This is a genomic window from Prescottella defluvii, from assembly GCF_000738775.1.
In the GTDB taxonomy this organism is placed as follows: Bacteria; Actinomycetota; Actinomycetes; order Mycobacteriales; family Mycobacteriaceae; genus Prescottella; species Prescottella defluvii.
Map to the genome: position 1 here is coordinate 44,031 of NZ_JPOC01000064.1, position 12,484 is coordinate 56,514.

Annotated in this window: 13 protein-coding genes; all 13 read left to right on the plus strand. The window is 68.4% G+C overall.

What is annotated here, in order from left to right; all coding sequences use genetic code 11:
• Positions 1–4: 4 nt before the first annotated feature.
• Entirely contained in the window at positions 5–568 is a 564-nt protein-coding gene (efp, locus tag IJ15_RS0120620; RefSeq protein ID WP_031940234.1) for an elongation factor P, read from the plus strand.
• Entirely contained in the window at positions 569–1,108 is a 540-nt protein-coding gene (nusB, locus tag IJ15_RS0120625) for a transcription antitermination factor NusB (protein WP_051919310.1), read from the plus strand. It begins immediately after the preceding gene.
• A 171-nt stretch (positions 1,109–1,279) separates the two neighbouring features.
• Entirely contained in the window at positions 1,280–1,891 is a 612-nt protein-coding gene (gene pyrR / locus IJ15_RS0120630; RefSeq protein ID WP_031940236.1) for a bifunctional pyr operon transcriptional regulator/uracil phosphoribosyltransferase PyrR, read from the plus strand.
• Positions 1,888–2,829 (plus strand): aspartate carbamoyltransferase catalytic subunit, encoded by a 942-nt coding sequence (locus IJ15_RS0120635; RefSeq protein WP_031940237.1) that lies wholly within the window; start codon positions 1,888–1,890, stop codon positions 2,827–2,829. The genes pyrR and IJ15_RS0120635 overlap by 4 nt, the downstream gene beginning before the upstream one ends.
• Positions 2,830–2,885: 56 nt before the next feature.
• Positions 2,886–4,205, plus strand: a complete 1,320-nt coding sequence (locus IJ15_RS0120640; RefSeq protein WP_031940238.1) for a dihydroorotase — start codon at positions 2,886–2,888, stop codon at positions 4,203–4,205.
• Positions 4,205–4,756, plus strand: coding sequence for a PH-like domain-containing protein (locus tag IJ15_RS0120645; RefSeq protein ID WP_031940239.1), 552 nt, complete (start codon positions 4,205–4,207; stop codon positions 4,754–4,756). The genes IJ15_RS0120640 and IJ15_RS0120645 overlap by 1 nt, the downstream gene beginning before the upstream one ends.
• Complete coding sequence (carA, locus tag IJ15_RS0120650; protein WP_031940240.1) at positions 4,753–5,910, plus strand: glutamine-hydrolyzing carbamoyl-phosphate synthase small subunit; 1,158 nt, start codon at positions 4,753–4,755, stop codon at positions 5,908–5,910. Before IJ15_RS0120645 ends, carA begins: the two co-directional genes overlap by 4 nt.
• Positions 5,910–9,263, plus strand: coding sequence for a carbamoyl-phosphate synthase large subunit (carB, locus tag IJ15_RS0120655; protein WP_031940241.1), 3,354 nt, complete (start codon positions 5,910–5,912; stop codon positions 9,261–9,263). Before carA ends, carB begins: the two co-directional genes overlap by 1 nt.
• Entirely contained in the window at positions 9,263–10,105 is an 843-nt protein-coding gene (pyrF, locus tag IJ15_RS0120660; protein ID WP_031940242.1) for an orotidine-5'-phosphate decarboxylase, read from the plus strand. Before carB ends, pyrF begins: the two co-directional genes overlap by 1 nt.
• A 475-nt stretch (positions 10,106–10,580) precedes the next feature.
• Positions 10,581–10,901, plus strand: a complete 321-nt coding sequence (mihF, locus tag IJ15_RS0120665; RefSeq protein ID WP_007535578.1) for an integration host factor, actinobacterial type — start codon at positions 10,581–10,583, stop codon at positions 10,899–10,901.
• A gap of 78 nt (positions 10,902–10,979) precedes the next feature.
• Positions 10,980–11,546 (plus strand): guanylate kinase, encoded by a 567-nt coding sequence (gmk, locus tag IJ15_RS0120670; protein ID WP_081880846.1) that lies wholly within the window; start codon positions 10,980–10,982, stop codon positions 11,544–11,546.
• A 119-nt stretch (positions 11,547–11,665) separates the two neighbouring features.
• Positions 11,666–11,947, plus strand: coding sequence for a DNA-directed RNA polymerase subunit omega (gene rpoZ / locus IJ15_RS0120675; RefSeq protein ID WP_114722678.1), 282 nt, complete (start codon positions 11,666–11,668; stop codon positions 11,945–11,947).
• Between the two features lie 14 nt (positions 11,948–11,961).
• Positions 11,962–12,484: flavoprotein (locus IJ15_RS0120680; protein WP_037135801.1), on the plus strand; the 523-nt coding region annotated here is incomplete at its 3' end.

The window sequence follows — 12,484 nt, forward strand, 5'->3', positions numbered from 1 at the left end:
CCAAGTGGCAGATACCAGTGATTTCAAGAACGGACTCGTGCTGAAGATCGAGGGCCAGCTGTGGCAGATCCTCGAATTCCAGCACGTCAAGCCCGGTAAGGGTCCGGCCTTCGTTCGCACGAAGATCAAGAACGTGCTCTCCGGTAAGACCGTCGACAAGACCTGGAACGCCGGCGTCAAGGTCGAGACCGCCACGGTCGACCGTCGCGACATGACCTTCCTCTACCACGACGGTAGCGACTACATCTTCATGGACGGCGACACCTACGACCAGATCCCGATCCCCGAGGCCACGGTCGGCGAGGGCGCGCGCTTCCTGCTCGAGAACATGCACGTCCAGGTCGCGACCCACGAGGACGCGCCGCTGTTCGTCGAGCTCCCGGTCACGGTCGAGCTCGAGGTCAAGCACACCGATCCCGGCCTGCAGGGTGACCGTTCGACCGGTGGCACCAAGCCCGCCACCCTCGAGACCGGTGCCGAGATCCAGGTCCCGCTGTTCATCAACATCGGCGACAAGCTCAAGGTCGACTCGCGTGACGGCAACTACCTCGGGCGCGTGAATTCCTGAGTGTCGGGCACGCATAAGAAACTCGGAGCACGTCACAAGGCTCGCAAGCGGGCCGTCGATTTCCTGTTCGAGGCGGAGGCGCGCGACGTCGACCCGGTCGATCTCGCGGACGAGCGGGCGCAGCTCGCGACCCGTGACGATTCCGTCGCCCCGGTCGCCCCGTACACGGTGACCGTGGTGCAGGGCGTCGCGGAGAATCTGGACCGGTTGGACCAGGTGATCGAGTCGCATCTGCAGGACTGGCGGCTCGAGCGGCTGCCCGCGGTCGATCGGGCAATCCTGCGGATCGCCGTGTGGGAGCTGTTCCATGCGACGGACGTTCCGCCTGTCGTGGCCGTCGACGAGGCTGTCGAGCTCGCCAAGGAACTGTCCACCGACGAATCGCCCAGCTTCGTCAACGGCGTGCTGGGCCAGGTCGTGTTGGTCGCCCCGCAGGTGCGGGCCGCCGCTGCCGCGACCTCGCAGCGCGCGAAGGCCGATACGGCCGACGACGCTGACGCCACCACCGGCTCTGCCGGTGGCGAAGACTCCGAGTCCTGAAGTGGACCCAGCTGCCGCCCACCCCGGTTCCGGGGTGGGCGGCAGTGTGTTCTGAATCCTTCGAGGACTCGGCCTACCCGGAATCTGGCGCCGGGGACGCCGCTGATAGGCTGACCCGCGTCAGACATCCTTTAACGATCCGTCCAGAGAGGCGGAGAAGGAGGTCGCTAGATGCGTATGCCCGAAGGGCCCTCATCCGGTCTTCCCCCCGCGAACGCGCGCGAACTGCTGTCCCCGGCTGATGTCGGACGGACCGTCGCCCGCATCGCGCATCAGATCATCGAGAAGACCGCTCTCGACGCCACCGACGGCTCGGCGCCGCGCGTCGTCCTGATCGGTATTCCCACCCGCGGCACGACGCTCGCCGTTCGGCTCGCCGACAAGATCGAGGAGTTCGCGGGTGTCCGCCCGCCCGTCGGTTCCCTCGACATCACGCTCTACCGCGACGATCTGCGGACCAAGCCGCATCGCCCGCTCGAGCGGACGTCGGTTCCCGAGGGCGGTGTCGACAATGCCCTCGTCGTGCTCGTCGACGACGTGCTGTTCTCCGGTCGCACGGTCCGCTCCGCGCTCGACGCGCTGCGTGACCTCGGCCGGCCCCGTGCGGTCCAGTTGGCGGTCCTCGTCGATCGCGGTCACCGCGAACTGCCGCTGCGCGCCGACTATGTAGGTAAGAACGTGCCCACCGCACGCACCGAGGACGTTGCCGTGCTCCTCGCCGAGCACGACGGCAAGGACTGCGTCGTGCTGTCGAGCGGGCACGCAGAGGAGAACGAGAAGTGAAGCACCTGCTCTCCATCGCGGAGCTGACCCGGGATTCCGCGACCGAACTGCTCGACGAGGCCGAACGTTTCGAGCAGGCGCTGCTCGGTCGCGAGGTCAAGAAGCTCCCGACGCTGCGTGGCCGGACCGTGATGACAGTCTTCTTCGAGAACTCCACCCGTACCCGGGTGTCGTTCGAGGTGGCCGGCAAGTGGATGAGCGCCGACGTGATCAACGTCAGCGCGTCCAGTTCCTCGGTGTCGAAGGGTGAGTCGCTGCGCGACACCGCGATGACACTGCGTGCCGCCGGTGCCGATGCGCTGATCGTCCGGCACCCGGCTTCCGGTGCGGCGCACCAGATCGCGGCCTGGACCGGTGCAGCCGACGACGGTGGCCCGTCGATCATCAACGCCGGTGACGGCACGCACGAACACCCGACTCAGGCCCTGCTCGATGCGCTGACGCTGCGTCAGCGACTCGGTGGGATCGAGGGCCGCCGCATCGCGATCGTCGGCGACATCCTGCACAGCCGGGTGGCGCGCTCGAATGCGCTGCTGCTGTCGATGCTCGGTGCGGAGGTGGTCCTGGTGGCGCCGCGCACGCTGCTGCCGGCCGGCGTCGAGACGTGGCCGGTGCGGGTGTCGCACTCGATCGACGCCGAACTGCCCGGACTCGACGCGGTCCTGATGCTGCGGGTGCAGGCCGAGCGGATGAACGGCGGGTTCTTCCCGTCGCCGCGGGAGTACTCGATCACGTACGGACTGAACGAGAAGCGTCTGGGTCTGCTCGCCGACCACGCGGTGGTGCTGCACCCCGGTCCGATGCTGCGCGGCATGGAGATCGCGTCGTCGGTTGCCGACTCGCCGAAAACGGCTGTGCTGCAGCAGGTTACCAATGGTGTCCACGTCCGGATGGCGGTGCTGTTCCGGTTGCTGGTGGGAACGGAAGAAGTCGCGTGAGCGACCTGAAGACGACAAGTATCGAAAAGACGAGAAACGAGAAGGTGGCGCCGCAGATGTCCGCGAGCGGGAACGTGTTGATCAAGAACGTTCTGGTGTACGGGGAGGGCGAGCCGACCGACCTGCTGCTGGGCGACGGGCAGATCCTCGAGATCGGCGCCGGTCTGAGCGCGGGCGACGACGTCGAGGTCATCGACGGTCAGGGCCAGATCGTGCTGCCCGGTTTCGTCGACATGCACACGCACCTGCGTGAGCCGGGTCGTGAGGACACCGAGACCATCGACTCCGGTTCGGCGGCAGCCGCACTGGGCGGCTACACCGCGGTGTTCGCGATGGCGAACACCAGCCCGGTCGCCGACTCGGCGGTCATCACCGACCACGTGTGGCGGCGCGGCCAGGAGGTCGGACTCGTCGACGTGCACCCGGTCGGTGCGGTCACGGTCGGACTCGCCGGCAAGCAACTCGCCGAGATGGCGACGATGGCGGCGGGTGTCGGTCAGGTGAAGGTGTTCTCCGACGACGGCCACTGTGTCTCCGATCCGCTGATCATGCGCCGGGCGCTGGAGTACTCGGCGTCGCTGGGTGTGCTGATCGCGCAGCACGCGGAGGAGCCGCGGCTGACCGAGGGTGCGGTGGCGCACGAGGGCCCGACGGCGGCCCGGCTCGGTCTGGCGGGTTGGCCGCGTGCGGCCGAGGAGTCGATCGTCGCCCGTGACGCGCTCCTGGCCCGGGACGCCGGCGCCCGTGTGCACATCTGCCACGCCTCGACGGCGGGCTCGGTCGAGCTCGTGAAGTGGGCGCGCGGCCAGGGCATCTCCATCACCGCCGAGGTCACCCCGCATCACCTCCTGCTCGACGACTCGCGCCTCGAGACGTACGACGCGGTCAACAAGGTCAACCCGCCGCTGCGCGAGGCGTCCGACGTCGCGGCGCTGCGCAAGGGGCTGGCCGAGGGAATCATCGACTGTGTGGCCACCGATCACGCTCCGCACGCCGAGCAGGACAAGTGCTGCGAGTTCTCGCAGGCGCGCCCCGGCATGCTCGGGCTCGAGACGGCGCTGTCCATCGTCGTGGAGACGATGGTCCGACCCGGTCTCCTGGACTGGCGCGGTGTGGCCCGGGTGATGAGCGAGCGTCCCGCCGAGATCGTCGGACTCGACGACCAGGGTCGCCCGATCGAGGTCGGCGAGCCGGCCAATCTGGTGCTCGTCGATCCGGACACGGAGTGGACGGTGCACGGGCCCGACCTGGCGTCCGTCGCGAACAACACGCCGTACGAGTCGATGACGTTGCCGGCGAAGGTGACGGCCACGGTGTTGCGCGGCCGCATCACCGCGCGCGACGGCGAGGTCCGGCCGATTGGTGAGGAGATCTGATGGAACGCCTTCTGTGGGTCGTCGGCTGCATCGCGGTCTGGGCCCTTGCGGTCTTCCTGATGTACCGCGGCTGGAAGGGCCGGGCGGCGCGCCAGACCGACAAGGTCGGTGAGCTGCCCGCGGTCCCCGCGGACCTCGGCAAGCAGCTGATCGCCCCGAGCACGGGCCTGTACGTCGGCAGCACGCTCGCCCCGAGCTGGCAGGACCGCGTCGCGGTCGGCGATCTCGGATTCCGGGCGACCGGCGAGATCAGCCGGTGGTCGCGAGGGATCCTGCTCGAGCGCAACGGCGCATCGGCGATCTGGATCCCCGAGGCGTCGATCCGGGCGATCCGTACCGAGCGTGGCCTGGCCGGAAAAGTGATGACGAAGGACGGGGTCCTGGTGATCCGGTGGGAGTTGCCCACCGGAACCGAGATCGATACGGGCTTCCGTGGCGACGACAAGACGGTGTACCCCGAGTGGGTGCGCGAGACAGACAGCACTGACAAGACAGACACAGCGAATGCGGCGGGCTCTGGTGAGGTCGAGCAGAACGGAGAAGACGCATGAGCGGCTTTGACACCAATACGGCGGTCCTGGTTCTCGAGGACGGTCGGGTCTTTCGCGGCACCACGTTCGGTGCCGTGGGACAGACCCTGGGCGAGGCGGTCTTCAGCACCGGCATGACCGGTTACCAGGAGACCCTGACCGACCCGAGCTACCACCGTCAGATTGTGGTGTCGACGGCACCGCAGATCGGCAACACCGGCTGGAACGATGAGGACAACGAGTCCGTCGGACGCGACGGCGACCCGGCCGGGTCGCGGATCTGGGTGGCCGGCTACGTCGTCCGCGACCCCTCCCGTGTGACCTCCAGCTGGCGGGCGACCGGCTCGCTGCAGGACGAACTGGTCCGGCAGGATGTCGTCGGTATCGCCGGCATCGACACCCGCGCGCTGGTCCGGCACCTGCGCACCCGCGGCTCGATGCGCGCCGGCATCTTTTCCGGTGACGCGCTTGCCGACGTCGACGTCTTGCTCGAGCGGGTCAAGGGCCAGCCGTCGATGCTCGGCCTGAACCTCACGGCCGAGGTCACCACGCCCGGCGGCTACGTCATCGAGCCCAAGGGCGAGGCCCTCTACACCGTCGCCGCGATCGACCTGGGCATCAAGTCGAGCACCCCGCAGATGTTCGCCGAGCGCGGCATGCGGGTCCACGTGCTGCCGGCATCGACGACGCTGCACGACCTGCTCGACCTCAAGGCCGACGGCGTCTTCCTGTCCAACGGTCCCGGCGACCCGGCGACCGCGGACGACGCGGTCCACCTGACCAAGGAGATCCTCGGCCAGGGCATCCCGCTGTTCGGCATCTGCTTCGGTAACCAGATCCTGGGCCGCGCACTGGGGCTGAACACCTACAAGATGAAGTTCGGACACCGGGGCATCAACATCCCCGTCATCGAGCACGCCACCGGCCGCATCGCGATCACCGCCCAGAACCACGGCTTCGCTCTGGAGGGGGAGGCCGGGCAGGAGTTCGACACCCCGTTCGGTCGCGCCGTGGTCAGCCACACCTGCGCCAACGACGGTGCCGTCGAGGGCGTGCGCCTGCTCGACGACCGCGCGTTCTCCGTGCAGTACCACCCCGAGGCCGCGTCCGGCCCGCACGACGCGTCCTACCTGTTCGATCGTTTCGCAAGCCTGCTCGAGGGAGACAAGAACTAATGCCACGTCGTACCGATCTCTCCCACATCCTGGTCATCGGCTCCGGCCCGATCGTCATCGGCCAGGCCTGCGAGTTCGACTACTCGGGCACGCAGGCGTGTCGCGTCCTCCGTGAGGAGGGGCTGCGCGTCTCCCTGGTCAACTCCAACCCGGCCACGATCATGACCGACCCCGAGTTCGCCGACTCCACGTACGTCGAGCCGATCACGGCCGAGTTCGTCGAGAAGGTCATCGCCCGCGAGGCGGAGAAGGGCCACAAGATCGACGCCGTGCTGGCGACGCTCGGTGGCCAGACCGCACTCAACACCGCGGTCGCGCTCCACGAGCAGGGCATCCTGGAGAAGTACGACGTCGAGCTGATCGGCGCCGACTTCGACGCCATCCAGCGCGGCGAGGATCGCCAGAAGTTCAAGGACATCGTCGAGAAGGTCGGCGGCGAGTCGGCGCGCTCGCGGGTCTGCTACTCGATGGAGGAGGCCCTGGCGACTGTCGCCGAGCTCGGCTACCCCGTCGTGGTCCGCCCGTCCTTCACGATGGGTGGCCTGGGCTCCGGCATGGCGTACGACGAGGCGGACCTCCAGCGCATCGCCGGCGGCGGCCTGGCGGCGTCGCCCACCGCGAACGTCCTGATCGAGGAGTCCATCCTCGGCTGGAAGGAGTACGAGCTCGAACTGATGCGCGACGGTCGCGACAACGTCGTGATCGTGTGCTCCATCGAGAACGTCGACCCGGTCGGTGTCCACACCGGCGATTCGGTGACGGTGGCCCCGGCCATGACGCTCACCGACCGCGAATACCAGGCCATGCGCGACCTGTCGATCGACATCCTGCGCGAGGTGGGCGTCGACACCGGTGGCTGCAACATCCAGTTCGCGATGGACCCGAAGGACGGCCGCCTGGTCGTCATCGAGATGAACCCGCGCGTGTCCCGCTCGTCGGCGCTGGCATCGAAGGCGACCGGCTACCCGATCGCGAAGATGGCCGCCAAGCTGGCCATCGGCTACACGCTCGACGAGATCGTCAACGACATCACCGGCGAGACCCCGGCTTGCTTCGAACCGACGCTCGACTACGTCGTCGTCAAGGCTCCGCGCTTCGCGTTCGAGAAGTTCCCCGGCGCCGACGGCACGCTGACCACGACGATGAAGTCGGTCGGCGAGGCCATGTCGATCGGCCGCAACTTCACCGAGGCCTTCGGCAAGGTCATGCGTTCGCTCGAGACCAAGCGGGCCGGCTACTGGACGGGCCCCGAGGTGGAGGCCACCGACCTGGAGTCGCTGCTCGAGGAGCTGAAGGTTCCGCACGACGGCCGCATGTACGGCATCGAGAAGGCGTTCGCGCTGGGTGCCACCATCGAGCAGCTGTTCGACGCGACCGCGATCGACCCGTGGTTCCTGGACCAGATGCAGCAGATCTGCGAGCTGGGCGAGCAGATCCGTGCCGCGAAGACGTTCGACGAGCAGATGCTGCGTCAGGCCAAGTACCACGGCCTGTCGGATCGCCAGATCGCATCGCTGCGCCCCGAGCTCGGTGGCGACAGCCCCGAGGGTGAGGACGCGGTCCGCGCGCTGCGCGACGAGCTGAAGGTGCACCCGGTCTACAAGACCGTCGACACCTGCGCCGCCGAGTTCGAGGCGAAGACGCCGTACCACTACTCGACGTACGAGCTCGATCCCGAGGCCGAGACCGAGGTCGCACCGCAGACCGAGCGTCCCAAGGTCCTGATCCTGGGCTCGGGCCCGAACCGTATCGGTCAGGGCATCGAGTTCGACTACTCGTGCGTGCACGCCGCGCAGACGCTGTCCGAGGCCGGCTACGAGACCGTCATGGTCAACTGCAACCCGGAGACCGTCTCGACGGACTACGACACCGCCGACCGCCTGTACTTCGAACCGCTCACGTTCGAGGACGTGCTCGAGGTGTACCGGGCCGAGTGCCAGTCCGGCACCGTCGCCGGTGTCATCGTCCAGCTCGGTGGCCAGACGCCGCTGGGTCTGGCGAAGCGCCTCAAGGCGGCCGGTGTGCCGATCGTGGGCACCAGCCCCGAGGCCATCGACCTCGCCGAGGACCGCGGCGAGTTCGGCCGTGTGCTGACCGAGGCCGGGCTGCCCGCGCCGAAGTTCGGCACCGCCACCACGTTCGAGGGTGCGCGCGACATCGCGTCCGGCATCGGCTACCCGGTGCTGGTGCGCCCGTCGTACGTCCTGGGCGGCCGCGGCATGGAGATCGTGTACGACGAGCAGGCGCTCGAGAGCTACATCTCCCGCGCCACCGAGATCTCCGACGACCGCCCCGTGCTGGTCGACCGCTTCCTGGAGGACGCGGTGGAGATCGACGTCGACGCGCTGTGCGACGGCACCGAGGTGTACCTCGGCGGCGTCATGGAGCACATCGAGGAGGCCGGTATCCACTCCGGCGACTCGGCGTGTGCGCTGCCCCCGATCACCCTCGGCCGGGCCGACCTAGAGAACGTCCGACGCTCCACGGAGGCACTCGCGAAGGGCATCGGCGTCAAGGGCCTGCTCAACGTGCAGTACGCACTCAAGGACGACATCCTGTATGTCCTCGAGGCCAACCCGCGCGCATCGCGGACGGTGCCGTTCGTCTCGAAGGCCACCGCGGTGCAGTTGGCGAAGGCCTGCGCCCGGGTGATGCTCGGCGAGTCGATCGCCGAACTGCGCACCCAGGGACTGCTGCCCGCCGAGGGCGACGGTGGCACGGTCGCGATGGACGCGCCCGTCGCCGTCAAGGAAGCGGTCCTGCCGTTCAACCGGTTCCGTCGTGCCGACGGCACCGGCGTCGACACGCTGCTCAGCCCCGAGATGAAGTCGACGGGCGAGGTCATGGGCATCGACGCCGACTTCGGTACCGCGTTCGCCAAGAGCCAGACCGCCGCGTACGGCTCGCTGCCCACCAGCGGTTCGGTGTTCGTCTCGGTCGCCAACAAGGACAAGCGTTCGCTGATCTTCCCGGTCAAGCGTCTCGCCGACCTCGGCTTCCGGATCCTGGCCACCGAGGGCACCGCCGACGTCCTGCGCCGCAACGGCATCACCTGCGAGGTCGTGCACAAGCAGTCCGGTGAGGAGCTGCCCGAGGGCGCCCGCACGATCGTCGACCAGATCAAGGACGGCGAGGTCGACATGGTGATCAACACCCCGTACGGCAACTCCGGCCCCCGCGTCGACGGATACGAGATCCGTGCGGCGGCGGTGAGCAAGAGCGTCCCGTGCATCACCACCGTGCAGGGCGCGTCGGCGGCCGTGCAGGGCATCGAGGCCGCCATCCGTGGCGACATCGGCGTCCAGTCGCTGCAAGAACTGCACTCGCGCCTGAGCGGGTCGGCTCAGCAGTGATGTCGGAGCAGGCGGCGCTCTCGTTCGGGGCGCGACTCCACGCGGCGACGGGCCGGCACGGCTCGCTGTGCGTCGGCGTCGACCCGCACCCCGAGTTGCTGCAGGCGTGGGGCCTGCCGGACACCGTCGAGGGCCTCGAGCAGTTCAGTGAGATCTGCGTCGAGGCGTTCGTCGGGCGGGTCGCCCTCGTCAAGCCGCAGGTGGCGTTCTTCGAGGCGTACGGCTCCGGTGGCATCGCGGTCCTGGAGCGGACCGTCACGGTGCTCCGGGAGGCCGGGACGCTCGTGGTGGCCGACGCCAAGCGCGGTGACATCGGTTCGACGATGAGTGCGTACGCCCGGGCCTGGCTGGGGGAGGGCTCGCCCCTCGCGTCCGACGCGGTGACGGTGTCGCCGTATCTCGGCTTCGGGTCGCTCGCGCCGGTGCTCGACCTCGCCGAACGCAACCACGGTGGACTGTTCGTGCTGGCCGCGACGTCCAACCCGGAGGGCGCCCAGGTGCAGCTGTCGACGGCAGCGGACGGGCGCAGGGTCAGCCAGGTGATGGTCGACGAGGCCGCCGCCCGCAACGCCGGTGCGGACGTCCTCGGCTCGGTCGGTGTCGTCGTGGGAGCCACACTGACCGACGCACCCGACCTGAGCGCGTTGCACGGGCCGATCCTGATGCCCGGTGTCGGGCACCAGGGCGGCACGGCGGACGACGTGCGCCGGCTCGCGGGCGACAGCCTGCGGGCGGTCGTTCCGAACGTCTCTCGTGAGGTGCTGCGGGCCGGTCCGTCGGTGTCGGCGCTCCAGGAGGCCGTGGCACGCTCGGTCGACGCGTTCGCGTTCCTGCAGGACTAGGCGCCCGCGGGGCACGACGATCTCCGGTGGAGGCCGGGTTCGGGTATCACCCGAACCCGGCCTTCGTCGTCGTGGCGCCCGGTCACGACCCTTCGCGGGTCTCCCGACACGCGCTGCGGGACGGAAGTTTCCGCAATCTTTTCCGATTTTTTCGGGCACGGACGCCTTCCGTCGGACGAACTGTGGGACATGCCACGTCGAGGGCCCCGTCAGGCCGACCCTCCGATCGGCGCAAATGCCCGACGACCAGGGGAAATGTCGAGATCGCGGGGTGGGTGAGCCCACCGGCCGGGCGACGCGGCCGTTCGGGTGCGGTCCCTTCGAACGCACCGTCGAATGGACACATAACCCACCCGAATCGGGCGCTGACGTCGGGGGGTGGGTTAGCAATCGACGCCCGGCGTGAGTACGGTCGCTATCGCCCCTGGTTATCCGGGGGTTGTAGACCATTTGCACACGACGAGACGGAGGAACCGTGGCCCTTCCCCAGTTGACCGACGAGCAGCGCGCTGCTGCTTTGGAGAAGGCGGCTGCCGCCCGCAAGGCCCGGGCTGAGCTCAAGGAGCGCCTCAAGCGCGGCGGCACCGACCTGAAGCAGGTCCTGAAGGACGCCGAAGAGGACGAGATCCTCGGCAAGATGAAGGTCTCCGCTCTGCTCGAGGCTCTGCCGAAGGTTGGCAAGGTCAAGGCGCAGGAGATCATGACCGAGCTGGAGATCGCTCCGACCCGTCGCCTGCGTGGCCTCGGTGATCGGCAGCGCAAGGCTCTGCTCGCTCGCTTCGATTTCGAGGCCTGAGCGAAACAAGTGATTGCTGACGCACAACGAGTGTCAGGCAGCACCGTCGTCCCGGCTGCGGCCGAGGGTGACAGCGCAGTGCGGAGGGGCCGGCTGGTAGTTCTGGCCGGCCCCTCGGCCGTGGGTAAGTCCAGCGTTGTCCGGCTGCTGCGTGAACGTATGCCCGAGGTCGTCTTCAGTGTCTCGGTGACCACCCGGGACCCGCGGCCGGGCGAAGTGGACGGGCAGGACTACCACTTCATCTCGCGGGACGAGTTCGATCGCATGATCGCCGCCGGCGACCTGCTCGAGTGGGCCGAGATCCACGGCGGCCTGCAGCGGTCCGGCACGCCGGCCGAGCCGGTCCGTCGGGCGCTCGCAGAGGGCAAGCCGGTTCTGCTCGAGGTCGATCTGGTGGGCGCGCGCTCGGTGCGGGCGTCGATGCCGGAAGCGGTCCTGGCGTTCATGGCCCCGCCCAGCTGGGATGTTCTGGTGTCGCGGTTGACCGGTCGCGGAACCGAACCGGCCGATGTCGTCGAGCGTCGCCTGCAGACCGCGAAGGTCGAATTGGCGGCCCAGGGCGAGTTCGACACCGTCATCGTGAACGAGGACGTCGGCCAGGCCTGCGATGAGTTGGTATCCTTGTTGGCTGGACGACAGATCTAGGCTTTTTCCGGTCCCGATCAGGTCCCGTTGCCCCCAAATTCGACATCCAATCAGGCAGCTTCCAGTTGGCAGTTTCCAGTCAAGTTCAGGAGAACCGAGTGAGCAGCACCGAAGCAGTAGTGTCCGACACCGCAGGTCGCGCCCTGCCTGCCTACGACACCCCGCTCGGCATCACCAACCCGCCGATCGACGAGCTCCTCGAGCGCACGTCGTCCAAGTACGCGCTGGTCATCTACTCGGCGAAGCGTGCCCGGCAGATCAACGACTACTACAACCAGCTCGGTGACGGCATCCTCGAGTACGTCGGCCCGCTCGTCGAGCCGGGTCTGCAGGAGAAGCCGCTGTCCATCGCGCTGCGTGAGATCCACGCCGACCTGCTCGAGCACACCGAAGGCGAGTGAGCGGAGCAACGCCCGTGCCCGAGTCCGGAACCGGCACGGCCTCCGGTGGTCCCAAGCGGATCGTCGTCGGTGTCGCGGGCGGCATCGCCGCCTACAAGAGTTGCGCGATCGTGCGGAGCTTCACGGAGAGCGGTCATCAGGTTCGGGTGATTCCGACCGAGTCGGCGCTGCAGTTCGTCGGGCGTGCCACGTTCGAGGCGTTGTCCGGCAATCCGGTGCACACCGGTGTGTTCGCCGACGTGCCCGAGGTGCCGCACGTGCGGCTGGGCCAGGAGGCCGACCTGGTCGTCATCGCGCCGGCCACCGCGGACCTCATGGCCCGCGCCGTCGCCGGTCGTGCCGATGACCTGCTGACCGCCACGCTGCTCACGGCGCGTTGCCCGGTGGTGTTCGCCCCGGCGATGCACACGGAGATGTGGGAGCACCCCGCGACAGTGGCGAACGTGGCTACCTTGCGTGAGCGGGGCAACGTCGTCATCGAACCGGCGTCCGGCCGGCTCACGGGCAAGGACACCGGCGCGGGCCGGCTGCCCGATC